At 72.8% G+C, this 26,193-nt stretch carries 18 protein-coding genes; 6 read left to right on the top strand and 12 right to left on the bottom strand.

What is annotated here, in order from left to right:
• Positions 1-31: 31 nt before the first annotated feature.
• Genes ACIBQ1_RS26490 through ACIBQ1_RS26475 form a run of 4 tightly spaced genes read left to right on the top strand, consistent with a single transcriptional unit; the run spans position 32 to position 14,683 of the window.
• Positions 32-1,837: an ABC transporter ATP-binding protein gene (locus ACIBQ1_RS26490; RefSeq protein ID WP_397281575.1), complete on the top strand. Its 1,806-nt coding sequence runs from the start codon at positions 32-34 to the stop codon at positions 1,835-1,837.
• Between the two features lie 7 nt (positions 1,838-1,844).
• Complete coding sequence (locus ACIBQ1_RS26485; RefSeq protein ID WP_397281573.1) at positions 1,845-12,764, top strand: amino acid adenylation domain-containing protein; 10,920 nt, start codon at positions 1,845-1,847, stop codon at positions 12,762-12,764.
• Positions 12,751-14,442 carry an ABC transporter ATP-binding protein gene (locus tag ACIBQ1_RS26480; RefSeq protein ID WP_397281571.1) on the top strand — a complete coding sequence of 564 codons (1,692 nt, stop codon included), beginning with the start codon at positions 12,751-12,753 and terminating at the stop codon, positions 14,440-14,442. Before ACIBQ1_RS26485 ends, ACIBQ1_RS26480 begins: the two co-directional genes overlap by 14 nt.
• A 28-nt stretch (positions 14,443-14,470) precedes the next feature.
• Positions 14,471-14,683: an MbtH family protein gene (locus ACIBQ1_RS26475; RefSeq protein WP_397281569.1), complete on the top strand. Its 213-nt coding sequence runs from the start codon at positions 14,471-14,473 to the stop codon at positions 14,681-14,683.
• Positions 14,684-14,704: 21 nt separating this feature from the next.
• On the opposite strand, the gene ACIBQ1_RS26470 is transcribed toward ACIBQ1_RS26475, so the two are convergent.
• The 9 genes from ACIBQ1_RS26470 to ACIBQ1_RS26430 all read right to left on the bottom strand — a co-directional run bounded on the left by ACIBQ1_RS26470 (position 14,705) and on the right by ACIBQ1_RS26430 (position 21,129).
• Positions 14,705-15,793: a cellulose binding domain-containing protein gene (locus ACIBQ1_RS26470; protein WP_397281567.1), complete on the bottom strand. Its 1,089-nt coding sequence runs from the start codon at positions 15,791-15,793 to the stop codon at positions 14,705-14,707.
• 60 nt (positions 15,794-15,853) lie between these two features.
• A complete protein-coding gene (locus ACIBQ1_RS26465) occupies positions 15,854-17,623 on the bottom strand; it encodes a cellulase family glycosylhydrolase (protein WP_397281565.1) in 1,770 nt (589 codons plus the stop codon).
• Between the two features lie 210 nt (positions 17,624-17,833).
• A complete protein-coding gene (locus ACIBQ1_RS26460; protein WP_397281563.1) occupies positions 17,834-18,061 on the bottom strand; it encodes a hypothetical protein in 228 nt (75 codons plus the stop codon).
• Positions 18,062-18,137: 76 nt separating this feature from the next.
• On the bottom strand, positions 18,138-18,416 hold the full coding sequence (locus tag ACIBQ1_RS26455; RefSeq protein ID WP_397281561.1) for a hypothetical protein: 279 nt from the start codon (positions 18,414-18,416) through the stop codon (positions 18,138-18,140).
• Positions 18,417-18,456: 40 nt separating this feature from the next.
• Positions 18,457-18,957 (bottom strand): 4-oxalocrotonate tautomerase family protein, encoded by a 501-nt coding sequence (locus tag ACIBQ1_RS26450; RefSeq protein ID WP_397281560.1) that lies wholly within the window; start codon positions 18,955-18,957, stop codon positions 18,457-18,459.
• 40 nt (positions 18,958-18,997) lie between these two features.
• The gene (locus ACIBQ1_RS26445) at positions 18,998-19,423 is read right to left on the bottom strand and encodes a VOC family protein (protein WP_397281558.1); all 426 of its coding nucleotides are present in this window, start codon (positions 19,421-19,423) and stop codon (positions 18,998-19,000) included.
• Positions 19,420-20,559 (bottom strand): zinc-binding dehydrogenase, encoded by a 1,140-nt coding sequence (locus ACIBQ1_RS26440; RefSeq protein ID WP_397281556.1) that lies wholly within the window; start codon positions 20,557-20,559, stop codon positions 19,420-19,422. The genes ACIBQ1_RS26445 and ACIBQ1_RS26440 overlap by 4 nt, the downstream gene beginning before the upstream one ends.
• Positions 20,556-20,708 carry a hypothetical protein gene (locus ACIBQ1_RS26435; protein WP_397281554.1) on the bottom strand — a complete coding sequence of 51 codons (153 nt, stop codon included), beginning with the start codon at positions 20,706-20,708 and terminating at the stop codon, positions 20,556-20,558. The genes ACIBQ1_RS26440 and ACIBQ1_RS26435 overlap by 4 nt, the downstream gene beginning before the upstream one ends.
• Positions 20,701-21,129 carry a 4-oxalocrotonate tautomerase family protein gene (locus ACIBQ1_RS26430; protein WP_397281552.1) on the bottom strand — a complete coding sequence of 143 codons (429 nt, stop codon included), beginning with the start codon at positions 21,127-21,129 and terminating at the stop codon, positions 20,701-20,703. Before ACIBQ1_RS26430 ends, ACIBQ1_RS26435 begins: the two co-directional genes overlap by 8 nt.
• A gap of 96 nt (positions 21,130-21,225) precedes the next feature.
• Here ACIBQ1_RS26430 and ACIBQ1_RS26425 point away from each other — a divergent pair, with 96 nt between their 5' ends.
• On the top strand, positions 21,226-21,810 hold the full coding sequence (locus ACIBQ1_RS26425) for a TetR/AcrR family transcriptional regulator (RefSeq protein WP_397281550.1): 585 nt from the start codon (positions 21,226-21,228) through the stop codon (positions 21,808-21,810).
• Positions 21,811-22,002: 192 nt separating this feature from the next.
• Positions 22,003-23,307 (top strand): serine/threonine-protein kinase, encoded by a 1,305-nt coding sequence (locus ACIBQ1_RS26420; protein ID WP_397281548.1) that lies wholly within the window; start codon positions 22,003-22,005, stop codon positions 23,305-23,307.
• 169 nt (positions 23,308-23,476) lie between these two features.
• Here ACIBQ1_RS26420 and dmpG read toward each other — a convergent pair whose 3' ends face one another.
• From dmpG to ACIBQ1_RS26405, 3 genes are read right to left on the bottom strand one after another with little or no spacing between them, the layout of a single operon-like run.
• Positions 23,477-24,508 carry a 4-hydroxy-2-oxovalerate aldolase gene (dmpG, locus tag ACIBQ1_RS26415; RefSeq protein WP_397281546.1) on the bottom strand — a complete coding sequence of 344 codons (1,032 nt, stop codon included), beginning with the start codon at positions 24,506-24,508 and terminating at the stop codon, positions 23,477-23,479.
• The gene (locus tag ACIBQ1_RS26410) at positions 24,505-25,398 is read right to left on the bottom strand and encodes an acetaldehyde dehydrogenase (acetylating) (RefSeq protein WP_397281994.1); all 894 of its coding nucleotides are present in this window, start codon (positions 25,396-25,398) and stop codon (positions 24,505-24,507) included. Before ACIBQ1_RS26410 ends, dmpG begins: the two co-directional genes overlap by 4 nt.
• Complete coding sequence (locus ACIBQ1_RS26405; protein WP_397281544.1) at positions 25,392-26,183, bottom strand: 2-keto-4-pentenoate hydratase; 792 nt, start codon at positions 26,181-26,183, stop codon at positions 25,392-25,394. The genes ACIBQ1_RS26410 and ACIBQ1_RS26405 overlap by 7 nt, the downstream gene beginning before the upstream one ends.
• Positions 26,184-26,193 lie beyond the last annotated feature (10 nt).

The raw sequence follows: 26,193 nt of genomic DNA, 5'->3' as shown, positions 1-26,193 counted from the left end.
TGTCCTGTCCCCGGCCTGTCGTGGTCCGGGCGTGAGCACCACCGACACGCGCCCCGCCTCCGTCATCCTGCGCACGGCGACCAGCCGCGAGGCCACCCGATGGGTCGCGGCGTACTGCCGCGAGGCGTCCGGGCTGACGACCGCCACCGTGCTCACCGCGGTGGCGGGGGCGGCGCTCCAGGTGCTGCCCATGTTCCTGCTCGGCCAGGTGGTCGACGGGGTGGTCGCGGGCGAGCCGCCGTCGATCCTGGTCACGATCGGGGTGCTGATGGTGGCCGCCGCGCTGCTCGGCTCGACGGCCACCACGGCGTCGACGTACCTGATCGGGCGGCTCGGCGCCGACCTGCTCGCACGGCTGCGGGAAGGGGCCGTCCGGGCGGTGCTGGGCATGCCGAGCGCGCGGATCGAGCAGGTCGGCCGGGGCGACGTGCTGTCCAGGGTCGGCGACGACGTGGCCGTGGTGTCCAAGGGCATCCGGACGGCCATCCCCATGGTGTTCTCGTCGGGGGTGCTGGTCGTCATCGCCACGGTCGGCATGTTCGGGCTGGACTGGCGGCTCGGGCTGGCGGGCGCCTGCGCGCTGCCCGCGTACGTGCTGGCCCTGCGCTGGTACCTCCCCCGGTCCGCGCCGCTCTACCAGCGGCAGCGGGAGGCCCAGGCCGATCGCGCGCAGGCGCTGATCAGCGGCCTGAACGGGATCGACACCGTCCGGGCGTACCGGCTGGAGGGGGCCTTCCGCGAGCAGGTCACCCGCGAGTCGTGGCGGGTGCGCGATCTCGGCGTCGAGGTGTTCCGGGTCTTCGGCCGGTTCGTCGGCCGGGAGAACCGCGCCGAGTTCATCGGGCTGGTCCTCATCATCGTGGTGGGGTACGTCCTGCTGGAGGCCGGTGCCGTCACCCTGGGCGAGGCGTCGGTGGCCCCGCTGCTGTTCCACCGGCTGTTCAATCCGCTGGGCGCCATCCTGTTCACCTTCGACGAGGCGCAGAAGTCGGGCGCGAGCCTGACCCGGCTGGTCGGGGTGCTGGGCGAGGCCACGGAGGACAGGCTGGTGGGCCGGGTGGCCGCCGCGCCGGCGGACGCCGGGCCGTACCCGGTGACGGTCGAGGGGCTGACGTTCAGCTATCCCGACTCCGAGCGGCCGGTCCTGCTGGACGTCGACCTCGTGATCCCGGCGGGCGGTTCGCTCGCGCTGGTGGGGGCGACGGGCGCGGGCAAGACGACCCTGGCGGCGCTGATCGCGGGCATCGGGACCCCGCAGGCGGGGTCGGTGCGCATCGGGTCGACCGATCTGGCCGGCCTGGACGAGGCCGGGGCGCGGGCCCTGGTGAGCATCCTGACGCAGGAGACGCACGTGTTCGCCGGTCCGCTCGCCGACGACCTGCGGCTGGCCGCGCCGGAGGCGACCGACGCCGAGCTGATGGACGCGTTGCGCAGGGTCGGCGCCGACACCTGGGTCGCGGCGCTGCCCGACGGGCCGGCCACCGTGGTCGGCGAGGGCGGCGAGCGCCTGGACGGCACCAAGGTCGCCCAGCTCGCCCTGGCCCGGCTGGTGCTGCGCCGATCGCCGGTGGTGGTGCTGGACGAGTCGACCGCGGAGGCGGGCAGCCAGGGCGCCGCCGAGCTGGAACGGGCCGTGTCGGCCGCCTGCCAGGGCCGCACCACGCTGTTCGTGGCGCACCGGCTGACCCAGGCGATGGCGGCCGACCGCATCGCCGTGCTGGACGCGGGACGCGTCGTGGAGCAGGGAACCCACGAGGAATTGGTGGCTCTGGGCGGCAGGTACGCGCGGCTGTGGCGCGCGTGGCAAGAACCTTCATCCTTCGAAAGGGACGGCTGAGTCTTCGATGACGGAACCGAGCACTCGTCTCGTACTGCTTTCTCCCGCCCGCCTGGCCGACGTGCGCCGGCGGACCGGCGAGTACTCCGACGCGACCATCGCCAGAGCGTGCGCCATCGGGCTGGCCTACTGGGCGACGGGCCAGGGCCCCGACAGCCTCGACCTCACCTCCGGCACCCTGTTCGCCGACGTCCTCGGATGGGCCGACAACGGCGGGGACGGGGTCGGCGGCTGGGAGGTCGGCGCGGACGGCCGCAGCATCACCGTCCCCGAAGGCGTCGTGCCGGCCGACGCGCAGCTCGCGCTGGACGACCTGGCCGACTTCCCCGATCGGCCCATCGGCACCATCGGCCCGTCCAGCGTGGCGGCGCGGCTCGCGGCCCTGGCCGGGTGGAACGACACCAAGGCCGACCGGGCCCGCCCGACGATCGTGGAGATGTTCCGCGAGCAGGCCCGGACCAGGCCGGACGCCGTCGCCATCGTCGACGAACGGCGGTCGCTGACCTACCGCGAGGCGGCCGAGCTGTCCAACCAGCTGGCCCACCACCTGATCGGCCGCGGCCTCACCGCCGAGCAGATCGTCGGCATCTCGCTGGGCCGCTCCGCCGAGATGGTGATCGGCCTGCTGGGCGTGCTCCAGGCGGGGTGCGCGTTCGTGCCGCTCGATCCGCAGTGGCCCGCCGCGCGCCGGGCGGTCGTCATCGCCGACGCCGGGGTCGTGCTGCAGCTCAACGACTCCGGCGAGCACGACGCGGGCGAGCCGGAAGCCGTGGCGATCGACCTCGACGACTGGCGGTTCGGGTCGTGTCCCGCCGATGACACCGAGGTCGCCATCCCCGGCCCCGCCCTGGCCTACGTGATCTTCACGTCCGGGTCGACCGGGCGGCCCAAGGGCGCGATGATCCGGCACGAGGCGATCAGCGAGCGCCTGCTGTGGCAGAGCAGGGAGATCCTGGGCTTCGGCCACGACGACGCGTCGCTGTTCAAGGCTCCGCTGTCGTTCGACATCTCCATCAACGAGATCTTCCTGCCGCTGGTGTGCGGCGGCCGGCTGGTGGTGCTGCGGCCCGGCGGCGAACGCGACCCGCACCACCTGCTGAGCGTGATCGCCGAGCAGCGCGTCACCTTCACGTACCTGGTGTCGTCCATGCTGGACGTGCTGCTGGAGATCGAGGGCGACTCGGGAAGCCTGGACAGCCTGCGGCACGTGTGGTGCGGCGGCGAGGTGCTGACCCCGGAGCTGTACGAGCGGTTCCGCACCCGGCTCGACATCCCCATGTACCACGGCTACGGCCCGGCCGAGACGACGATCGGGGTCTCGCACGTCATCTACCGGGGCGCGGCCGAACGCCTGTCGACCTCGATCGGCAAGGCCAACCCCAACACCGAGCTGTACGTGCTGGACGACGAGCTGCGCCCGGTCCCGATCGGCGTCGGCGGCGAGTTGTACGTGGGCGGCTTCCTCCTGGGCCGCGGGTACGTCAACGCGCCCGGCCTGACGGCGGCCCGGTTCGTGGCCAACCCCTTCGCCGCGGACGGATCCCGCCTGTACCGGACCGGCGACCTCGCGCGGTTCGCCCCGGACGGGTCGCTGGACTTCCTCGGCCGGGCCGACAACCAGATCAAGATCCGCGGCATGCGGCTGGAGATCGAGGACGTCGAGATCGGTCTCGCCGAGCACCCCCGGGTCCGGCACACCTGCGTCGTCGCGAAGAAGAACGCGGCGGGCGGCACCTACCTGGTGGGCTACGTGATCCCGGTGGCCGGGAGCGCGGACCTGCGGGCGGACGAGGTCAAGGCGTGGGCCGCCGAGCACATGGTCGAGTACATGGTGCCCGCGCACGTCGTCGTGATGAGGGAGTTCCCGCTCACCGCCAACGGCAAGCTGGACCGGGGCGCGCTGCCGGAGCCGGCCGTCGAGACGGGCGCGATCGTCCCGCCGACCACCGAGAACGAGCGCCTCGTGTGCGCGGCGGTCGCGTCGGTGCTGCGGCTGGACGAGGTCGGCGTCAACCAGAACTTCTTCCGGCTCGGCGGGGACAGCATCCTGGCGATCTCGCTGCTGAGCGCGCTGCGCGACGCGGGCCTGCACGTCACGGCGACGCAGATCTTCGCCAGCCGCAACGTGGGGGCGCTGGCGGCGACGGCCAGCCGTGAGGACGTCTCCGCCGTGGACCGCGGGGACGTCGCGACCGGTTCCGTCGCGGGGGCGCCCATCGTGCAGTGGCTCGGCGAGAGCACGGACGCGGTCGACGGGTTCGTGCAGTCGGTGGTGCTGAACACCCCGGCGGACCTGACCGCCGACGCCCTCGGCGAGCTGCTCGCCGCCCTGGCCGGGCGGCACGACATGCTGCGCGCCAGGCTGGTGCGCGGCGACCGCTGGGGCTTCGACATCCCGCAGGCCGGCCGGGCCGCCGCGGGGTGGCAGACGAGCGACCGTCCGCTCGACGAGTGCGTCGAGCTCGCCACCGGCGGGCTGGACCCGGACAACGGCGTGATGCTGCGCGCCGTCTGGCGGCCCGAGGCGCGGCAGCTGGTCCTGGTCGCCCACCACGTGGTGATCGACGGCGTGTCCTGGCGAATCCTCATGGACGACCTGGCCACGGCGTGGCGGCAGCTCACCTCGGGCACGCCGGTCGAGCTGCCCCCGGTGGGCACGTCGTTCCGGCACTGGACGCGGCTGCTGGAGCGGGCGGCGTTCGACGCGGACCGCGGCTACTTCCAGCGGCCGCTGCCGGGGGCGGACGGGCCGCTGGGCCGGCGACCGCTGGCCGAGTCCGACGTCGTCGCGCGTGAGAGGGTCAGGTCCGTCTCGGTCGACCCCGAGGTCACGGCCGCGCTGCTGGGCGAGATCCCCGCGCGGTTCCACGCGGGCGTCAACGACGTGCTGCTGACCGCGCTCGCCGTCGCCCTCGCCCGGTGGCGCCGCGACCTCGGGCAGGATCAGACGTTCGCGCACATCGAGCTTGAGGGCCATGGCCGCGAGGGACGGTTCGTGGCGGGCGCCGCCGGCTACGAGCCGGACCTGTCGCGGACCGTGGGCTGGTTCACGACGCTGTTCCCGGTGACCGTGGACCCCGGCGCGACAGCCGACTTCACCAGCCCCGACTACCTGTCCGCGGCGCTCAAGGCGGTCAAGGAGGACCTCGCCCGGGTGCCGAGCAACGGCCTGTCCTACGGCGCCCTCCGGTACCTGGCCGGCGCCGGGTTCGCCGCGCCCGCCCCGCAGGTGCTCTTCAACTACCTGGGCCGCTTCGACGCGGGCACGTCCGGGGACTGGCAGCTCGCGGGCGCCACGGGGCAGCTGGGCGAGAAGCGCGACCCGCGGATGCGCCTGCCGCGCGTCCTGGAGTTCAACGCCATCGCCGAACCCGGCGCGACCGGCGCGTACGAGCTGCTCACCACGATCTCGTGGCCGGACGGGGTGCTCACCGGCGAGGACGTCGCCACGATCGGCGAGCACTACCTTGCCGCTCTTAACGGGCTGGCCGCGCTCGACCGGGGCGGCCACTCCCCCAGCGACTTCGGCGCGGTGGCGCTCACGCAGGCCGACGTCGACGCCCTGGACGGTCCGGCGCTGCGGGACATCCTGCCGCTCACCCCGTTGCAGGAGGGCCTGTACTTCCACTCGGTCTTCGACGACGACTCGGCGGGCAGCTACGTCGAGCAGCAGATCATGACGCTGGACGGCGAGGTGGACGCCGACCGGCTCGCGGCGGCGGCCACCCGGCTGCTGGAGCTGTACCCGAACCTGGCCGCGCGGTTCGTGGCCCTCGCCGACGGCCGGGTGGTCTCGGTGCTGGAGAGCGGCGTGGAGGCGCCGTTCACCACGCTGGAGCGCCCCGGCCTCACCGAGGACGAGATCCGCGACTACGCCGAACGGGACCGCCGCGCCGGGTTCGACCTGGCCACCGGCCCGCTGATGCGCTTCACCCTCATCCGCACGGGTCCCGGCGGGAACGTCCTGGTGCAGACCGTGCACCACATCATCGCCGACGGCTGGTCGGTGCCCCCGATGCTGCGCGCGCTGCTGACCGAGTATCACGCGCCGTGGACCGCGTACTCGCAGGGCGGCTTCCCCGACTACGTGCGCCGGCTGGCCGCCCGCGACGACAACGAGAGCGACCGGGTGTGGCGCGATCAGCTCGCCGGCCTGCCGGGCGCTTCGCTGGTCGCCGAGGGGCACGCCCCGTCCGGCCGGTTCGCCGACACCGCCGCGGAGCCGGGCGACGACATCGACGCGGCCGCCCGTTCGGCGGGAGTGCCGCTGAGCGTGGCCGTGCACAGCGCGTGGGCGGTGACGCTGGGCGGCATCCTCCAGAGCGAGGACGTCGTGTTCGGCTCCACGGTGTCCGGGCGGGACGCGGACGTGCCCGGCATCAAGGACATGGTGGGGCTGCTCATCAACACGATCCCCGTACGCGCCCGATGGGACGCCCGCACCACCGCGGGCGAGCTGCTCGCCTCGGTGCGCGACCACCAGAGCGCGGTGCTGCCGCACCAGCATGTCTCCCTGACCAGGATCGGCCGCCAGGCCGGCAGCGGTCCCCTGTTCGACACCCTGGTGGTGTTCGACGTGGCGACCGACGTGGACGGGCTGCGGCGGCCCGGCGACGAGTTCGCCATCACCGGCATCGTGAACGAGGGCGCCCCGCACTACCCGCTGACGCTGGTCGTGGAGCGCGCGCTCGACGGCCGTCCGCGCTTCAACCTGATCTACGACAGCGAGCTGCTGCGGGAGACGCGCGCCCGGGCGATCCTGCGCGCGTTCACCCAGGCCCTGACCGGCCTGCTCACCCGGCCGGACGACCTGGTGCCCCGCGGCGCCCGGCAGCCCGCGAAGGTCAGCCCGGCCACCCTGGGCGAGCTGTTCGACGTCGCCGCGAGCCGCGCCCCGGCCGCCACCGCCGTCACCCAGTGCGGGCTCGACGGCGGCACCCGGTCGCTGACCTACGGCGAGCTGGCGGAGGCGAAGAACGAGCTGGCCGCGGCGCTGCGCGCGGCCGGGGTCGGGCCCGGCAAACGGGTCGCCGTCGCCGTACCACGCTCCCTTGAGCAGGTCGTCGCCCTGGTCGCGATCGTCACCGCGGGCGGCGCGTACGTGCCGCTGGATCTGGCGTACCCGGACGAGCGGCTGGAGTACATCCTCGCGGACGCCGCCCCGCAGGTCGTCCTCGTGGACCGCGAACACCGGGACCGCTTCACGGAGCTGTCGGCCCGGGCGGGTCTGGCGGCCCGCGTGCTCACGCAGGGGGACGACCTGCCGCTGGACAGCACCGCGCCCCAGGTCGGCCGACACGACCCGGCGTACGTGATCTACACCTCCGGATCGACCGGCAGGCCCAAGGGCGTCGTCGTGCCGCACTCCAGCGTGGTGACGCTGCTCGCGAACACCCAGCCCGACATGGGCTTCGGCCCGCGGGACGTGTGGGTGCAGTTCCACTCCTACTCCTTCGACTTCGCGGTGTGGGAGCTGTGGGGCGCGCTGGCGTACGGCGGTGAGCTGCTGGTGCCCGAGTACGGGCTGACCCGCTCCCCGGTCGACTTCCACCGGCTGGTCCGCGAGCGCGGAGTGACCGTGCTCAACCAGACCCCGTCGGCGTTCTACCAGTTCATCGAGGCCGACCGGCACGCCGGCGAGCCGGTCGCCGCACTGCGCCGGATCATCTTCGGCGGCGAGGCGCTGGACCTCGGGCGGCTGCGCGGCTGGGTCGAGCGGCACGGCACCGACTCGCCCGAGCTCGTCAACATGTACGGCATCACCGAGACCACCGTCCACGTCACGCACCGGGTGCTGACCGAGGAGGACTTCGCCGTCGGCGGCGACGTCAGCCCGATCGGCGGCCCGATCCCCGGCCTGGTCACCTACCTGCTCGACGACCGGCTCAGGCCGGTGCCGCCGGGCCGGGTGGGCGCCATCTACGTCGCCGGCGACCAGGTGGCGCTCGGCTATCTGGGCAGGCCGGGGCTCACCGCGAGCCGGTTCGTGGCGAACCCGTTCGCGGGCGACGGCTCCCGCATGTACCACACGGGCGACCTGGCCCGCCGCACGCTCGACGGCGAGCTGGAGTTCGCCGGCCGGGCCGACGACCAGGTGCAGCTCAAGGGGTTCCGCATCGAGCTGGGCGAGGTGGAGTCCGCGATCAGGCAGCTCGACGGCGTGGTCGACGCCGCCGTCACCGTGGCCGGCAGCGGCGACCACCTGGTCGCGCACGTCGTGGGCCGGGTGCCCGACGACGTCACCGGCCTGCTGTCGGCGAAGCTGCCCGTGCACATGGTGCCGGGCCGGGTGCTGCGGGTCGGCGCGCTGCCGCTGACGGTCAACGGCAAGCTGGACCGCGAGGCCCTGAGCGAGCGCGCTGTACAGGCCCTGAGCGCGCAGGTCCTGGGCGAGCGCCCGGCGCCGGACGGCGCCCCGGTGCCCGTGAGCGATTCCGCGCTCGCCGCGCTGGTCGGCGTCTTCGCCGACGCGCTGCCCGGCTGCGAGGTGGACGGCGACACCGACTTCTTCCGGGCCGGAGGCGACAGCATCGTCGCCATCACCGTGATCAACCGGGCCAGGGCGCTCGGCCTGCCGATCGCCCCACGGGACGTGTTCCTGTTCAGGACGCCGCGCGCCCTCGCGGAGCACCTGGGGACGCGCGCGCCCCAGGCTACGGAGTCCGTGCCCGCGGCCCGCGAGGACGGCCCGCTGACACCGACGCCGATCATCCTGCGCCAGCGGGGGCTGGGCGGCTCTCTCGCCCGGTTCGCCCAGGCCAGGACCCTGGTGGCGCCCGAGGGGACCGAGCTCGCCGACGCCGTACGCGCCGCGAACGCCGTCGTGGCCGCGCACCCGGCCCTCCGGCTGCGGCTGCGCGTCGAGCACGGCGTGTGGGCGCTGCGCACCGAGCCCGCCCGCGAGGTCGCCGTCGCCCGGACGGACGCGACCGACGCGACGGCCGTGGCGAACGAGGCCGCCGGACGGCTCGATCCCGAGTCCGGTGAGGTGATCGCGTTCTCGTGGCTGGCGGCGAGCCGGACCTTGGTAGTCACCGTGCACCACCTGGCCGTGGACTCGGTGTCCTGGCTGGTCCTGCTGGACGACCTGGCCGCCGCCCTGCGCGGGACGGCCCTGACGCCGCCGACCACGTCCTACGCCGAGTACGCCGACGCGCTGGCGGCCCGGTCCGTCCAGGTGATCGACGGCATCGAGCACTGGGTCTCCACGCTGGAAGCGCCCGCGCTGCTGCCCGTGGTCGGCGGGCTGCGCGAGATCACGGTCGAGGTCGCGCCCGACGTGACCGCCCGCGTGACGCGTACCGCGCCCGCCGCGCTCGGCCTCGGCCTCACCGAGCTGCTGTGCGGCGCGCTGCGGACCGCGCTGACGCGCGTCCAGCCGTCCCCCACCGATCTCGCGATCGAGCTGGAGCGGCACGGCCGGGTCCCGGTGCTCGAACACCACGACTACACCCGTACGGTCGGCTGGTTCACCTCCATCGCGCCCGTACGGCTCACGGCGCACACCGACCCGGTCGCGGCGGCGCGCGAGCTCGCCGAACGCCAGCCGGACGAGCGCGGGCACGTCGCCTACGGCCAGCTCAGGTACCTCAACCCGCAGACGGCGCCGCTGCTGACCGCCCGCCCGCAGGTGCTGTTCAACTACCTGGGCCGGGGCAGCGAGTCCCAGGCGCTCCACGTCACCGGCGGCGACCCGGGCAGCCCGTACGCCGTCGAGGTCAACGCCTGGATCGACGCGGCCACCGGAAGCCTGCGCGCGACCTTCACCCTCGCCGAGGGCGTCCCCGACGAGCTGGCCGAGCACTGGCGGCACGCTGTGGAGCGGATCGCGGACGCCTCCGCGACGGCCGAGTGGACGGCGCCGGTGACCCCGCTCCAGCGGGGCCTGTTCTTCCAGGCCCAGCTGGCGGGCCCGGCCGGGCACTACGTCGCCCAGAACTACTTCACCTTCGACCGGCGCCTGGACACCGGCGCCCTGGCCGAGGCGATGGCGTACGTGATCGCCCGGCACCCGGTCGTGGGCGCCGGCTTCACCACCGACGCCGACGGCAACCCGGTCCAGGTCTTCGCGGCGGGCCGGCGGGTCGATGTCCGCACGGTCGACCTGTCGACCGACCCTGAATCGGACTCGGCGGTCGAGGCCCTGCGCGCCCGGGACCGCGACACGGGCTTCGACCCGGGCGAGCCGCCGCTGATCCGGCTGACCGTGGTGCGCCTGCCCGGCGAGCGCGACGGCCTGCTGCTGAGCTACCACCTGATGTTGTGGGACGGCTGGTCACGCGAGATCGTGCTGCGGGACCTGTTCGACGCCTATCAGGCCGTCGTCGCGGGCGAGCCGCTGGACCCGTCCCCGGCCACGCCGAGCTTCGAGGACTACGCCCGGGCGCTCGACGCCAGGGACCCGTCCGCGTCGGAACGCTTCTGGGCGGAGCACCTGACCGGCCTCCCCGGCCCGACGCTGCTCGCCGGATCGTCGCCGTCGCTTCCTGACAGCCTGCCGCCCGCCCTCGTACGCACGCTGTCCGCCGAAGCGTCGCAGCTGCTGCGGGAAGCGGCCAGGACGCACGGCGTCACGCTGAACTCGGTGCTGACCGGCGCGTTCGGTCTGCTCCTGGGCGCGCACACCGGCCGGAGCGACGCCGTGTTCGGCGTGACCGTCTCCGGCCGCGAGGGCGAGGGCCTGTCCGGCATCGTCGGCGTGCTGCTCAACACCGTGCCCATGTGGACGCGGGCCCGGCCGGACGACCCGGTCCGCGGCTACCTGTCCGCCGTGCAGGCCGCCAGAGTCGCCGCGATGGAGCACGAGCACCTCGGGCTCGGCGAGATCCAGCGGGCCAGCGGGCACGACACCCTGTTCGACAACCTGTTCGTGCTCCAGAACTTCCTGGACATGGACGCCTTCGCCGCCATGAACGCCAGGCACGGCATCACCGGGGTGCGGGCCGACGACTCCACGCACTACCCGTTCACCTGGGTCGTCACGCCCGGCGAACAGCTCACGGTCAAGCTGGAGTACCGCGACGGCGACGCGGAGCGCGCCGGTCACCTCCTGGGCGACTATCTGCGCGTGCTCGACAACCTGGCCCGCGCGACCGGGCCGGTGGGCGCTCTGCCGGGCCTGGGGCCGGAGCCCGAGCCGGCCGGGCGTACGGACGTCGGCACGGACACCGTGGTCGACCGGTTCGACCAGGCGGCGGAGCGCGGCCCGCAGCGGGTCGCGCTCGTGGCCCACGGCCGGACCATGACGTTCGCCCAGCTCAGGGAGCGCAGCCGCGCGGTGGCCGGGGTGCTCGCCCGGCGCGGCATCGGCCCCGAGAAGACCGTGGGCCTGGCGATCCCGCGCTCTCTCGACTCGATCGTGGCGCTGTTCGCCGTGCTGCGCGTCGGCGCCGCGTACGTGCCGCTGGAGCTGGACCACCCCGACGAGCGGATCGCCGCGATCGTCGCGGACGCCCGCCCGGACGTGATCCTCACCGTGAGCGCGGTCTCCCCCCGGCTGACCGGCGACCTGATCGAGCTGGACCGCCCCCTGCCCGAGGCCGCGCCGTTCACGACGTTCGCGCCGGACGACCCGCACCGCCTGCGGCACCCCGCCTACACCATCTACACCTCCGGATCGACCGGGAAGCCCAAGGGCGTGGTGACGGAGTACGCCGGGCTCACCAACATGCTGATCAACCACCAGCGCCGGATCTTCGAGCCGGTGCTGGCGGAGCACGGGCACCGGGTCTTCCGGATCGCGCACACCGTGTCGTTCGCGTTCGACATGTCGTGGGAGGAGCTCCTGTGGCTGGCCGACGGCCACGAGGTGCACATCTGCGACGAGGAGCTGCGGCGCGACGCGCCCCGGCTGGTCGAGTACTGCCTCGAACACGGGATCGACGTCATCAACGTGACCCCCACCTACGCGCAGCAACTGGTCGCCGAGGGGCTGCTCGACGACCCCGCGCGGCGGCCCGCGCTGGTGCTGCTGGGCGGCGAGGCGGTCACCCCGGCGTTGTGGCGCCGCCTCGCCGAGACCGAGGGGACGGTCGGCTACAACCTGTACGGCCCCACCGAGTACACGATCAACACGCTCGGCGTCGGCACCTTCGAGTGCCAGGACCCGGTGGTGGGCGTGGCGATCGACAACACCGACGTGTACGTGCTGGACCCCTGGCTGCGGCCGGTGCCGGACGGCGTGCCCGGCGAGCTGTACGTGTCGGGCATCGGCATCGCGCGCGGCTACCTCGGGCAGAGCGCCCAGAGCGCGCACCGGTTCGTCGCGTGCCCGTTCGGCGAGCCCGGCGAGCGCATGTACCGCACCGGGGACCTCGTGCTCCGGCGGCCCGACGGGAACCTGATGTACCTGGGCCGCACCGACCAGCAGGTCAAGATCCGGGGGCACCGGGTCGAGCTGGGCGAGGTCGAGGCCGCGTTCGAGGCGCACCCGGCGGTGCGGTTCGCCGCCGCGGTCGCCCAGCCCGATCCACAGGTCGACGGCGCGTACCGGCTGGCCGCCTACCTCGTGCTGGGCGGCTCCGACCTGGCGGCGGTCGCCGCCGAGGTGGGCGCCGGGCTGCCGGACTACCTGCGGCCCACGCACTACGCCCAGGTCGACGCCATCCCGCTGACGGTGAACGGGAAGGCCGACGCCAAGGCGCTGCCGGAGGCCAGGCCGTTGGGCGCGCTGACCACGGCGGCCGAGCGTGGCCCGGCGACCGAGACCGAGACCGTGGTGTGCGAGTTCTTCGCCGAGGCGCTGGACCTCGACGATGACGAGGTCAGCGCGGTGAGCGACTTCATGTCCCTCGGCGGGCACTCCATGCTGGCGGTGCGGCTGATCGGGCTGCTCCGCCGCGAGTACGGCCCCGTGGTCACCGTACGCGACCTGTTCACCCTGCGGACCCCCGAAGCGATTGCCCGGCACCTCGATGACAACTCCTGACAAGCACACGGGGTCCGGCATCCTGCGGACCGCGCTGCGGCGCAACGCGGGCGCCATGGCCTGGGGCACCGTCCTCATGGGCATGTACCAGGCCGGCGAGACCGCCTTCCCCATCGCGCTCGGCCTGATCGTCGAGCACACGATGCAGGAGCGCAGCCTCGGCGCCCTCGGCTGGTCGATCGCCGCGCTGGCGGTGATCATCACGACCGTGTCGATGTCGTGGCGGTTCGGGATGCGCATCCTGCAGAAGGCCAACACGACCGAGGCGCACCGCTGGCGGGTGCGGGTCGCGGCCTGCGGCCTCCAGCCGGTGGCCAGGGACGTCGACCTCAAGTCCGGCGAGGTCCTGACCATCGCCACCGAGGACGCCGACCAGACCGCCGACATCATCGAGGTGGTGCCGCTGCTGATCAGCTCGTTGGTCGCGGTGCTGATCACAGCGGTCACGCTGGGCATGGCCAGCGTCTGGCTCGGCGTGCTGGTGATCGTGGGAACCGTCGCGATCCTGTCGATCCTGAGCGTGTTGTCCAAGCGCATCGGCACCGGCACGCGCGAGCAGCAGGCCCGGGTCGCGCGGGCGGGCGCGAAGGTCGCCGACCTGATCACCGGCCTGCGCCCGCTGCACGGCTTCGGCGGCAACCACGCGGCGTTCCTGTCCTACCGGAAGGTCAGCACGGAGGCGAAGAGCCAGGCGATCACCGTCGCCAAGGTGAACGGCGCGTACGCCGGCACCGCGCAGGCGCTCAACGCGATCCTCGCCACCGCCGTCACCCTGATGGCGGGCGGGCTGGCGTTCACCGGCCAGATCACCATCGGGCAGCTCGTCATGGCCGTGGGGCTGGCGCAGTTCATCATGGAGCCGCTCAAGCTGTTCTCGGAGATGCCCAAGTACGTGATGATCGCGCGGGCGTCGGCCGAGCGGATGGCGCTGGTGCTGGCCGCGCCTCCCGTGATGACCCCGGGGCCGGAGCTCCCGTCCGCGGGCGGAGACCTCGAGGTCGACAGCGTCCGGTACGGGTCCCTGCGCGAGCTGAAGCTCCACGTGCCCGCGGGCGAGTTCGTGGCGATCGCCGCCTACCAGCCGCGCGCGGCGGCCGATCTCGCGTCGATCCTGGCCGTGCACGTCCCGCCCGGCACCTACGAGGGCGTGGTGCGGGTCAGCGGGCGGGAGCTGGCGGACCTGTCGATCGAGGCGGTCCGCGAGCGCATGCTGGTGAACCCGTACGACGGGGAGATCTTCGCGGGCACCCTGCGCACGAACATCGACCCGGCGGGCACCGGCCGCATGGTCGCCGAGGCCGTCGAGGCGTCCATGCTGATCGACGTCGTCGCCCTCCACCACGAGGGGCTCGACTACGGCGTCCGCGACCGCGGCGCCAACCTGTCCGGCGGGCAGCGCCAACGGCTGTCGCTGGCCCGCGCCCTCGCCGCCGACGCCGACATCCTCGTCCTGCACGACCCGACGACAGCCGTCGACGCGGTCACCGAACAGCTCATCGCGCGCAACCTCGCGCAGCTGCGCCGCGGCCGCACCACCATCGTGATCACCAGCAGCCCGGCCCTGCTGGACGCCGCCGACCGGGTCCTCGTCCTGGACGGCGGCGTCATCACCGCGGAGGACACCCACCGCAACCTCCTCACCTCCGACGAGACCTACCGCCTGGCCGTGGCCCGGTGACATGAGTACAACCCAGAAGGGATCGAGCATGACCACCAACCCGTTCGACGACACGGACGGCCGCTTCCTGGTCCTGGTCAACACCGAGAACCAGCACTCCCTGTGGCCCTCGTTCGCGCAGGTCCCCGGCGGCTGGACCGTCGCCTTCGCCGAGAACACCCGCGCCGCCTGCCTGGACTACATCGAGAGCCACTGGACCGACCTGCGCCCTCGGTCCCTGGCCGAGACCGTGGACAGCTGACCAGGGACGGCTGACCGGAGCTCAGTTGAGCGCGCAGCTCACCCGGGGCGGCGTGTTGGCCGCGTTGTTCCAGGTCGCGATGAAGCCGAACGCGGTGGACGCGCCGGCCGGGAGGCTGCCGTTGTAGGCGGCGTTCCGGGCCGTGACGGTGGCGCCGTTCTGCGTGAGCACGGTGTTCCACGATTCACGGGCCTGCTGGCCGTCGGCGAAGGCGAGGGTCGTCGTCCAGGCGGAGGCCGCGCGCGAGGAGGTGTTCTTCACGGTGACCTCGGCCTGGAAGGCGCCGCCCCACTGGGAGATCACCCGGTAGGCGGCGGTGCACAGGCCGTCGCCGGGGGGCACGGTCGGGGTCGGCGAAGGGCTGGGCGAGGGGCTGGGCGAGGTCGGCGGGATCACGCCGTCGAGCACCCGCGCGAGGGGCGGGAACCAGCGGTCGGCCATCTTCCGGAAACCGGTGTCGTTGGGGTGCACCCCGTCGCCGGTGTCCGTGGCCGGGTCGAAGCCGGTCCACTGGTCGACGACGACTATGGGCGACCGCGCGGTCGTCAGGCCGGCGGCCCAGCCCGGGATGGCGTTGTCGAGCGCCGTCACGCTGGCCGCGCAGGTGGGGCAGCCGGACGGGTTCATGGGGATGATCTGCGCCACGATGATCTTCATGTCGGGGTTGCTCGCCCGCATCTGGCCGACCAGCTTCGTGTACGCGGCCAGCACGGTCGAGGTGGGGATGAAGCCGCCCCACATGTCGTTGGTGCCCAGGTGCATGAGCACGATGTCGGGCCTGGCCGCGGCCAGCCACGGCGGCAGCTGGTTCTGGTCGGCGATGCCGGTGGCGGAGTAGCCGCCGTGGCCCTCGTTGTCGCCGTCGTAGGAGTACCCGTAGTTGCAGCCGCCGTCGGGGTCGCTGCCGACGAAGTCGATACTGGAGTATCCGGCGGTCTGCAGCTGGTGCCAGAGCAGGGCGCGCCAGCAGCCGGGGCCGGCGGTGATGGAGTCGCCGAGCGGCATGATGCGTACGGGCGCCGCCGCCGACGTCGCGGGCAGGGCGGCCCCGAGAGTGACCGCCAGGAGGAAGGCGGTGAGGAAGGAGTACAGGTGGGATCGGCGAAGCATCGGTGACTCCCCGGGGGAGGACGGCCCGAGCCCGCCTGGTGGCGGGCTCGGGCAGGGGTTTTACGAGTACGGGTTCTGGGTGAGCAGGTGTGCCTTGAAGCCCTCGCCGTACGTGCTGGTGGGGGTGCCGTTGTAGTCGGTGATGAGGACGTTGCCCTGGCCGCAGCCCCACGGGTTCCAGGTCCAGGCCGTGTATCCGACGCCGTGCGCGTCGGCCCAGGCCATCACCTGGTCGATGTAGTCGTGAGCGCAGGAGTTCTGGCCGATCTCTCCGGCGTGCACGGGCACCTGCGCGGCCACGGCGCCGACCTGGCTGTCCCAGCAGGAGACGTTGGAGCAGGTGTTGAAGTTGTACGTGTGCCAGGCGGCCATGAGGTTGCCGGCCGGGTCGGTCGGCCTGTAGGTCAGCCACTGGCTCAGGTCGTTGGACCAGGCCAGGCCGCCGAGCATGATCACGTTGGTGGCGCCGGTGGCGCGCACGGCGTTGACCAGCGACTGCATGCCGGCCACCTGGTAGCCGATGCCGGTGCAGGTGCCGCCGTCGCGCCAGCAGGTCCAGCCGGCGGTCGCGTTCCAGTTCGCGGCGGCGTCCGGGTAGGGCTCGTTGAACAGGTCGAAGACGACCGCGTTGTTGCCCTTGAACGCGTTGGCGACGCCGGTCCAGAACGTGGGCGCGTACTGCGCGTCGGGCATCGGCTTCTGGCAGGTCGCCGCGGTGTCGGAGCAGCCGGCGCCCTGACCGGTGTACTGGCCGTAGTTCCAGTGCATCTCCACGATCGGCGTGACGCCGTTGTTCACGAGCAGGTTCACGTAGTCCTTCACGTTCTGCTGGTACGTGGCGCCGCTGGGCGAGCCGTTGGTGCCGACCCAGCACTCCTCGTTCAGCGGGATCCGGACCGCGTGGATGTTCCACGCCTTCATCGCGTCGATCGAGGCCTTGTCCACCGGGCCGCCGTCCCACATGCCCTTGCCCTGCACGCAGGCGAACTCACCGCTGGCCCGGTTGACGCCCAGCAGCCGGTAGGTGTTGCCGTTGCCGGCGACCAGCTTGTTCCCGGAGACGCGCAGAGTCGGTGCCGGGAGATCGGTGCCGTCGTCGTCATCGGTCTCGGTGGCGTTGACCGTGACGGTGGTCAGGCCGGAGGAGGCGACGCTGATGGGCCGCGTGCCGTTCATCCTGTCGGTGTCCTGCGCGGCGCGGAGCGTCACGGTCTGCGCGGTGTTCCAGTTGGCCGTGGTAAAGGTCAGGCTCGCGCCGGCGCTCACGGTGATGTCGCCGTCGCCGGTGCCCGCGGTGCTGGTGACCGTCACGTTGCCGGACGGCTGGGACTGCAGGCGGACCGTGTAGCCGGCGGTGCCGCCCTCGGGCACGTTCACGCTGGCCGGGGAGACCACCAGGGCCTGCTGCTGCGGGCCTCCGTTGCCGTTGCCGACGCACGAGACGCCGGGCGGAGGGTTGTTGGCGCCGCCGGTGTAGGTGCCGTTGAAGCCGACGGTCCACGTGGCGCCGGTGCCCTTGGCGGCGTTGTAGGTGGTCGGGTTGACGGTGATGGCCGCACCCGCCGGGGTGGGCGTGGCCGGGGTCGGCACGCCCTCCCACATCTGGGTGATCACCTGGTTGTCGGGGAAGTCGAAGCTCAACGTCCACTTGGTCAACGGGTCACCGGTGTTGACGACCGTGATGTTGGCGCCGAAGGCGCTGCCGTTGTCCCAGCTCTTGGTGTAGGTGGCCGAACACGACACGGCGGCGTCGGCGGGCGTCCGCACGGTGGCGAGCCCGAATCCGGCGAGCAGCACGGCGGCCGCTGCCGTCGAGGCTCTACGCCACAAGTTCCGGTGGATAGGCATTTGGGGTTCTCCGTGACGAGATCGAGAGTCGGCAGCCGAGACCCTCCACGAATGGGAGCGCTCCCAAACGATCTGCCTGACCGGTCCGATGCGCAAGAACCACGCCGATGCCGGAAGCCGGGCGGCCACGTCCACCTTGAACAAGGCGGCGAACGCTGCTGAAACTTTCATCCCGGGCTTCCCCGGCTCCCGTCAGCGCGGCCCGCGCGGCAGCTCGTACGGCTCCCCGCAGAAGTAGCGGTTGAGCGCGTCGACGGCGGCCGGCAGCATCCGCGCCACCGCCGGATCGTTGCGCTGCACGTTGACCGACAGCGTCATCCGGCGCCTGCCTGCGGCGTCGGCGAAGCTGAAGGTCTGGTAGCCGGTGGCGTGCGGGCCGCGGATGCCGTCCCAGGTCCCGGGCAGGTAGGAGCGCGTCATCCCGGCCGGGCGGGCCGTCCGCGAGTTACTCCCTTCCTTTGACCTTTCTGACTTTCAGCCGTGAATTCTCATTCGTTCAGCAAGGCACGAAGGAAATTTTCGGCACGCCCTCCAGAATCCCCCATTGGCCCGGCTGGCTGCATCCGAACCAGCGCTGCCCGATGAGCGTCTGCCCGTCGTAGTAGCTGAGTACGGTGAGGTTGTCGCCCCCTGGCGGAGGCGGCGGAATGGCGTGAGCCGGGGCCGATCCGACGGCGAGCGTGCCGGCGATTAACATCGCCGCGATAATCCCCTGCTTGATTCTCACGAAGTTTCCTCCAGGGCGACCGGCTTTTCTGATCAAGGCGAACTTCATTCTCGCCGTTCCCCGAATCCTGTCAACGGCCGAATGCCGGTCATTTCGCCGGCGTGCGAAGTTGCCCGGATCGGCCCGTCAGACAAGCGCGTATCGCCTTGGCGCGTTCCTCGGTGAACACCCCGGAGTCCAGCAGGTCGAGGATCGACAGGACGCGACCGCCCGAGCCCCAGCTACCGTCCTCGATCACCCGGAAGTTCACCCACCACGCCGGGGACGGGGCCGGCAACCCGCAGGCCGCGGCCAGTGCCGCCAGGATGCGTTCGACGGCCTCGGCGCGGACCTCGCGTCGCCAGTCGGCGTCCATGACCGCCACGTCGACGACCATCACGTCCTGTCCGGCGTCGGTGAGCAGGGTGCCGCCGATCGCCATCATGTCGGGCGCGCGCTCGACGAAGTGGACCTGGAAGCCCACCCGGGCGGCCTCCGCGAGCTGCCCGACCTCCGGCACCAGGACCGCGTCGGTGAGCGTGCGCGCCAGCAGGCGCCGCTGTTCGACGGTCAGCCGTCCCTGCGGCGTGGTCACCGTGATCACTGTCATTGTTCTCTCCTGTGGCGAGTCGTCCTCGGCGGAGTGAGGGTCACCCCTCCGACGAGGTGTCCGGATGGGCGGGCAGGGCGAAGTAGGACCGGAGCGCGGGCGGCAGGGCCGCGGGATCGGGTTCGAAGATCTCCAGCAGGAGCCGGTCGGGGCCCTCGGCCATGGCGTAACGGGCGGTGGGCTCGTGGCGGATGGGGGTGACCGAGACGTCCATGGCACGCAGCCGTTCCACGACCGCGTCCAGCTCGTCGGTCTGGATGCCCAGGTGGTGGACGGTGGAGCGTTCGGTGGTGCGGGGAGGCTGGTCATAGAGGTGGATGCGGCCGGCGCCGACCGTCAGGAAGACGTTGCGGGCGCCGGCGAAGACGCCGTCGTGGACCACCTGGGCGCCGAAGCCGTCGCGCCAGAAGGCGATGGTGGCGTCGATGTCGCCGGCCATCAGGTGGGCGTGGTGCAGGTTGATCATGATGTGGGCCCGTTTCCGGTCGGGAGCGGGTCGCGGGCCAGGACGAGTTTGGTGGTGCGGGCGGCGTAGGCGGTGGGGGCGTCGTCCCAGTCTGCGAGCAGGGTGATGACGTTCTCGGCGGGGAAGCCGGTGCGGTGGACGAACTCCAGGAGGTCGGGCAGGGTGGCGCGGGCGTGGGAGACGCCCACGCGCAGGGTGGTGTCGGTGGCGTACATGCGCATGAGGGGGACGCGGGTGCCGGTCGCGAGGTAGTAGCCCACGGCGGTGCACACGCCGCCGGGGGCCGTCGCGGAGAGCGCCCTGCGCACGCCCGGGGCGCGTGAGGTGGCCTCGACGACGACGTCGTAGCGGCCGCCGGCAGGGCCGGCCAGTGGCCGGGCTTCGGCGCCGAAGGATTCGGCGATCTCGCGTCGCCCGGGGTTGTCGTCGAGGTAGTGGACGGTTTCGGCGCCGTGGGCGCGGGCGAGCCCGGCGGCGTACAGGCCGATGCTCTTGGCGCCGCCGCCGAGGATGAGCACCCTTCCGCCTTCGCGGTGGGCGAGCGGGGGGACGACCGTACGCCAGGCGTCGGCGAGGTTGTCGCCGGCCGCGGCCACGCGAACCGGCGGAACGCCGTCCGGGACGGGGACGAGCATGTGGTCGGCGTGGGGGACGCGGATCCGGTCGGTGACCATGCCGCCCCACGGGCCGCTGGCGGGGCCGAAGCCGTAGGCGGCGAGGGTGCCGCTGGTGGTGGTGGCGCATTTGGAGGTGAGCCCGGCCAGACAGCGGGGGCAGGTGCCGCAGGAGATCGCCCAGGGGACGACGACGCTCTGGCCGATCCGGACCCGTCGCACGCCGGACCCGACGGCGACGACTTCGGCGACGCATTCGTGGCCGATCGGGAAGGGCCCGTGGAAGGGGATCTTCCCGCAGATGGAAGCGACGATCGGATCGACGAGGCCGAGCGCCATCCCGGCTTGCAGCGCTCGCGAGACCGGCCGGTGGATCGGCAGGGTGTCACCGTCGCACCGGCCGGCCAGGAACGGGCGAACGATCGCGTCGCCCGGCTCGGCCAGTCGCGGTGCGGCACGCTCGCGCCAGACCAGGCGTCCGCTGCGCAGGAAGACGAGCTCGCGCACGCCGTCGCCGGTCATCGCGGCCGTCGCAGGCCGGGGAACAGGACCGCCCGGGGCTGCCCGGAGGCTTCGGCGAGGGCCCGCCCTTCGGCGAACGCGAGGCGGCCGGGCAGCCCGGGGAGGCGGAGGGGCACAAGCCCGCCGCCGCCGGGCAGGTGCTCACGCATCCGTCGCGTCCTTGGCCAGGGCCTTCAGGTCCGCGTACCGGATGACCGACCCGCCCGCTCCCCAGGTGCCGTCGGCCTGCTCGTGGATGAGCACCCACACCCGCAGCGCGTCGGAGTCCGTCAGCCCGGCCGCCTTCAGCACGATCCGCGTCGCCTCCTCGACGAGCCCGCTCTTACGCCGGTCCGGCAGCGCCCCCTCCGGGACGGTGACGTCGACGCGGAAGCGCGGCAGGTCGTCCTCGGCGGTCGTCTGCGCCTCGGCGGGCGGTTCGTGGAGATAGCTCCACGCCTGGGCGCGGAAGAACGCCGTGTCCGGGGCGCCCTCCCAGCGCAGCAGCGCCCGCGCGAGCTCCCGCTGGACCTCCGCGCGGCCCTGGTCGGTCAGCGCCCCGGACGGAGCGGTGAGCCGGATCATCGGCATGGGCTGCCTCCTGGTGCCATCTGAGTTATGACGGTCGTTATAACCGCTGCTCACGGTAGGCTATAACGACCGTCATAATCAACCTGGGGTTACCACATGGCACAGCGGGAACCGCGCTCACGGGAGCGGATCATCTTCGGCGCGGCCGACCTGATCCGGCGGCGCGGCCTGGCCGGGAGCACGGTCCGGGACCTGGCCGCGCACTCCGGCGCGCCCCTCGGCTCCACCTACCACTACTTCCCGCGCGGCAAGCAGCAACTGGCCGCCGAGGCAGTCCGCTTCGCCGGCGACCTGGTCACGCGGGTCCTGGAGCGGGAGCTTCGGGCCGGACCGGCGGCCGGTCTGCGCGCGTTCCTGACCCTGTGGCGGCAGACCGTCCTCGACAGCGACTTCCGCGCCGGCTGTCCCGTCCTGGCCGTCGCGGTCGAGGAACCTCCCGCCGACGGCCCTCCGGAGGCGATCGACGCGGCCGCCGACGTGTTCAGGACCTGGGAACGGATGCTCGCCACGGCATTGCGCGAGCACGGCGCCGACCCGGTCCAGGCGTCCCGGCTGGCGACCCTGATCGTGGCGTCGACGGAGGGCACGGTGGCGATGTGCCGGGCTCAACGCGACATCCGCCCCCTCGACGACGTCACCGCCCAACTCGAAGCACTGGTCCGGCACGCGACCGGCGGCTGATCGGCCGGCCCAGGGCCCGCCCCCTGCGGCACGGCCGGCGCGCTGCGGCCGGTGATCGCCTCTCCCACCTGGCCGAGCACTGTTACTCTCGCGACCAGCCGTCCTACCGTGTGTGACGATGGGTAAGAAGTTTGGGATACTTCGCCCCGGCACTGGTGCATCCCATCACGAGTCACCACGGAGGCGAACGAATTGGCGCTGGACAGGGAGGGCGGGGAGAGCGGCGAGCCCGGACGAGGGTTCGACGGGCGGTTCCGGTTGGAGCAGGAAGCGGCCGAGGGCAAGGGCGAGGTGCTCTTCGCCTACGACGAGGAGCTGAGCCGCCCTGTCGTGCTCAAGCGCACCCATTCGGGCGAGGCCCGCGCGCTGGCCAGGCTCGTCCATCGCCACATCGTCACCGTCCATGACGTCCTGACCGTCGATGACGGTCCTCGGGCCGGCACGTGGCTGGTCATGGAGCGGGTGCCGGACGGCAGCCTGTCGGGCAGGAGGTTCCCCCACCGGGAGGCGGCCCGGATCGGCGCGCAGATCGCCGGCGCGCTGGCGGCGCTGCACCGCAACGGGCTGATCCACTGTGACGTGAAGCCCGCCAACATCGTCATGGACGCCGAAGGAACGGCGAAACTGACCGACTTCGACGCCGCGCGGCGGCTCGGCGGCGCGGAGACGATCTCGCCCGACCGCCCGATCTCCTACACGCCCGACTACGCCGGACCCGAGCTCATCAGCGGCCGGCCGGACGCGGCCTCCGACGTGTTCTCCCTCGGCGCCACCGTCCACACCCTGGTCGCGGGGAACCCCCCTCGCCCCTGGGCGCACGGCGGCGTGACGGCCGGTGAAGGGGACGAGCGCGTCGTGGAATGGGGGACGCACCACGGCGTCATCGAGATGAGCGCGGAGGTCGGGCCGCTGCGCCCGGTGCTGACGGCGATGCTGCAGAGCGACCCGGGCAGGCGGCCGACCGCCGGCGGAGCCGGCGACGCGCTGCGCGACATCGCCGACCCGCCCTCGCTGTGGCGGAAGACGCGCACCGCCGCCCGGCGCCGCTGGCAGGCGCTCACCGCGCTCGCGGCCGCCTCGGCGCTGGCCGTGACCGGCACGGCCTGGCTCGCCGACCGCGATGATCACCCCACCCCGCCCGCTCAGACCTCCCCGGCCACGGCGGCCGGCTCGCCCAGCGCCAGGGCGGTGACGGAGGCAAGGATCGTCGTGTCCAAGGGTCCGTCGACGACCTACGGCGACTGCCGGAAGAACTGCGCCTTCGTCGAGTTCCGGGCCACCGGCCTCAGACCGGGCACCAAGTATCGTTTCCGGCCGTACACCAGCAACTGGGGCGCCTTCAACCCGGGAGCGTCGTTCACCACCGACGAGAACGGCGAGCAGCACACCGACAACCGGTTCCCGTGCGACGCGGTCGGCCAGAAGGTGTGGATCGTCGCCGAAGGGCCGGACGGGGAACGGGTCGTCTCCAACAAGTTCGCCTGGGCAGTTGGGTGATCATGGGGCCCAGGCGGGCGCGGGCGACCTCGCGGCGGAAGGACCCGGCCGGCTCGGCCTCCACCGCTCCCGGCTCGACCAGCGACACCCGCACGTGCCGGGGCTGGATCTGGGAGGAGCGGCACGCGGGCGGCCCCGGACCGCGACGGTGCGGGGCCGCACGCGCACGTCAGGTCCGGGCGTCCGCGCGGTCGCGCTCCTCGACGAGCTGAAGGGCGACGTCGATGATCATGTCCTCCTGGCCGCCGACGTAGCCGGCCTCGCCGACCCGCTGCAGGATCTCGTGGGCCGGTACGCCGTACCGCTCGGCGGCGCGCTCGGCGTGCAGCAGGAAGCTGGAGTACACCCCCGCGTAGCCCTGGGTGATCGCCGAGCGGTCGGCGAACGGCAGGCGGTTCAGGAACGGCTTGACCACGTCCTCGGCGGCGGCCAGCGCGCCCTGCACGTTCACCCCGGTCGGGATGCCGAGCCGCTCGAAGGTGGCGACCAGCACCTCGGTGGGCGAGTTGCCCGCCCCGGCGCCCAGCGCGCACAGGGCTCCGTCGATCTGGCGGGCGCCGTTCTGGGTGGCCAGCACCGAGTTGGCGACGCCGAGCGAGAGGTTCTGGTGGCCGTGGAAGCCGACCTCCGCCTGGTGGCCGATCTCGTCGACCAGCGCGCTGACGCGGGCCTGGGCCTCGCCGAGCACCAGGGCTCCGGCCGAGTCGACCACGTAGACGCATTGGGCGCCGCCGTCCACCATGATCCGCGCCTGGGCGGCCAGCTCGGCCGGACCGACGCGGTGCGACAGCATGAGGAAGCCCACGGTCTCCATGCCCAGCTCGCGGGCGGCGGCGAAGTGCTGGAGCGACACGTCGGCCTCGGTGCAGTGGGTGGCGATGCGCGCCACCGAGGCCCCCGCGCCGTGGGCCTTCCTCAGGTCCTCGACCGTGCCGAGGCCGGGCAGCAGCAGGACGGCGATCCTGGCGTCGCGCGCCTCGTCCACCGCGGCGCCGACCAGCTTGATGTCGTCCTCCAGCGAGAACCCGTAGTTGAACGACGAGCCGCCCAGCCCGTCGCCGTGGGTGACCTCGATGACCTCCACCCCGGCGCTGTCCAGGGCGTGCACGACACCGCGTACCTGCTCCTCGGTGAAGCGGTGGGCCATCGCGTGGCTGCCGTCGCGCAGGGTGGAGTCGGTGATCCTGATCTTGGCGGTCATGCGCCCACCTTCGCGAGTCGCTCGCCGACGCGGGCGGCCGCGGCGGTCATGATGTCGAGGTTGCCGGCCCACGGCGGCAGGTAGTCGCCGTTGCCGCGCACCTCGAGGAAGACGGCGACGCGGGCCATGCCGTTCCAGATCTCGCGCGGCGGGTCGAACTGCGGCTCGGCCCGCAGGGTGTAACCGGGCACGTAGGCGGCCACCTCGGCCGCCATCGCCTGGATCGACGCGCCGATCGCGGCGGTGTCGGCGTCGGCGGGGATCGCGCAGAACACCGTGTCCCGCATGATCATCGGCGGGGTGACGGGGTTGAGGATGATGATCGCCTTGCCCTTGGCGGCGCCGCCGACCGTCTCGATCGCACGGGCGGTGGTCTGGGTGAACTCGTCGATGTTGGCCCGGGTGCCCGGACCGGCCGAGCGGGAGGCGATGGAGGCGACGATCTCGGCGTACGCCACGGGGACCACGCGCGAGACGGCGTGCACGATCGGGATCGTCGCCTGCCCGCCACACGTGATCATGTTGAGGTTGGGCGCGTCCGACAGCGTGTCCAGGTTGACCGGCGGGCACACGAACGGGCCGACGGCGGCGGGGGTGAGGTCGATCGCGGTGATGCCCGCTTCGGCGTAGCGGGGGGCGTTGGCCGCGTGCGCCTTGGCGGAGGTGGCCTCGAAGACCAGGTCCGGCAGGGTGTCCTGGGCCAGCAGCCAGTCCACGCCGCCCGCCGACGCCTCGACGCCGAGCGAACGGGCCCGGGCCAGGCCGTCGGAGCCGGGGTCCACACCCACCATGGAGTGGACCTCGACGGCCTGGCTGCGCAGCAGCTTGACCAGCAGGTCGGTGCCGATGTTGCCGGGGCCGACGATGGCCGCCGTCAGCCTGCTCACGATGCCTGCCCGAAGTTCGCGGTGACCGCGCCGAGCCCGGCGAAGGTCGCCGTCACGACGTCGCCCCGCTCCACGGGGATCGCCGCGGTGACCGAGCCGGGCAGCACGACGTGCCCGGCCTCCAGCACCACCTTGCGCTCGCCGAGGACGTTCGCCAGCCACACCAGCGCGTTCAGCGGGGATCCGAGCACGGCGCCGCCGGCGCCCGTCTGGACCAGTTCGCCGTTGCGGTGCAGCAGGCAGCCGGTCAGCGCCAGGTCGACGTCCGCGAGCTTGGTCGGCCGGTTGCCGAGCACGAACCCGCCGCTGGAGGCGTTGTCGGCGATGGTGTCGGCCAGCGTGATCTTCCAGTCCGCGATGCGCGAGTCGATGATCTCCAGGGCGGGCAGCACGAAGTCGACCGCGGCCGCCGCCGTCGCGGCCGTCACGCCCGGACCCGCCAGCGGTTTCCTGAGGACGAAGGCGATCTCGGGCTCGATGCGCGGCTGGAGGAAGCGTCCGGCGTCGATGGGCGCGCCGTCCATGTAGGCCATGCCGTCGAGCAGGTGGCCGTAGTCGGGCTGATCCACGCCGAGCTGGCGGCGCATCGCCGCCGAGGTCAGGCCGACCTTGTGGCCCACGATCCGGGCACCGGCCGCCTGCCACGCCTCTACCTGGGCGAGCTGGATCTCGTACGCGGCCGAAACCGACATATCCGGATATGTCGTGGTGAGTGGCGCGATCGGGGTCCGCGTGGCGTACGCGTCCAGCAGCCCGGTCGCGGCGTCACCAATGGAACGAGGGTCCATCGTGATCCTT

The organism is Nonomuraea sp. NPDC050153, assembly GCF_044460125.1.
In the GTDB taxonomy this organism is placed as follows: domain Bacteria; phylum Actinomycetota; class Actinomycetes; order Streptosporangiales; family Streptosporangiaceae; genus Nonomuraea.
The sequence above is the reverse complement of the archived record's forward strand: the minus strand, read 5'-3'. Positions and strand labels throughout refer to the sequence as shown.

What these genes read in the sequence shown, in the direction of transcription:
- ACIBQ1_RS26485 (WP_397281573.1), top strand. Translation starts at nt 1,845, where the DNA reads ATGACGGAACCGAGCACTCGTCTCGTACTGCTTTCTCCCGCCCGCCTG.
- ACIBQ1_RS26480 (WP_397281571.1), top strand. Translation starts at nt 12,751, where the DNA reads ATGACAACTCCTGACAAGCACACGGGGTCCGGCATCCTGCGGACCGCG.
- ACIBQ1_RS26475 (WP_397281569.1), top strand. Translation starts at nt 14,471, where the DNA reads ATGACCACCAACCCGTTCGACGACACGGACGGCCGCTTCCTGGTCCTG.
- ACIBQ1_RS26470 (WP_397281567.1), bottom strand. Translation starts at nt 15,793, where the DNA reads ATGCTTCGCCGATCCCACCTGTACTCCTTCCTCACCGCCTTCCTCCTG.
- ACIBQ1_RS26460 (WP_397281563.1), bottom strand. Translation starts at nt 18,061, where the DNA reads ATGACGCGCTCCTACCTGCCCGGGACCTGGGACGGCATCCGCGGCCCG.
- ACIBQ1_RS26455 (WP_397281561.1), bottom strand. Translation starts at nt 18,416, where the DNA reads ATGAAGTTCGCCTTGATCAGAAAAGCCGGTCGCCCTGGAGGAAACTTC.
- ACIBQ1_RS26450 (WP_397281560.1), bottom strand. Translation starts at nt 18,957, where the DNA reads ATGACAGTGATCACGGTGACCACGCCGCAGGGACGGCTGACCGTCGAA.
- ACIBQ1_RS26445 (WP_397281558.1), bottom strand. Translation starts at nt 19,423, where the DNA reads ATGATCAACCTGCACCACGCCCACCTGATGGCCGGCGACATCGACGCC.
- ACIBQ1_RS26440 (WP_397281556.1), bottom strand. Translation starts at nt 20,559, where the DNA reads ATGACCGGCGACGGCGTGCGCGAGCTCGTCTTCCTGCGCAGCGGACGC.
- ACIBQ1_RS26435 (WP_397281554.1), bottom strand. Translation starts at nt 20,708, where the DNA reads ATGCGTGAGCACCTGCCCGGCGGCGGCGGGCTTGTGCCCCTCCGCCTC.
- ACIBQ1_RS26430 (WP_397281552.1), bottom strand. Translation starts at nt 21,129, where the DNA reads ATGCCGATGATCCGGCTCACCGCTCCGTCCGGGGCGCTGACCGACCAG.
- ACIBQ1_RS26425 (WP_397281550.1), top strand. Translation starts at nt 21,226, where the DNA reads ATGGCACAGCGGGAACCGCGCTCACGGGAGCGGATCATCTTCGGCGCG.
- dmpG (WP_397281546.1), bottom strand. Translation starts at nt 24,508, where the DNA reads ATGACCGCCAAGATCAGGATCACCGACTCCACCCTGCGCGACGGCAGC.
- ACIBQ1_RS26405 (WP_397281544.1), bottom strand. Translation starts at nt 26,183, where the DNA reads ATGGACCCTCGTTCCATTGGTGACGCCGCGACCGGGCTGCTGGACGCG.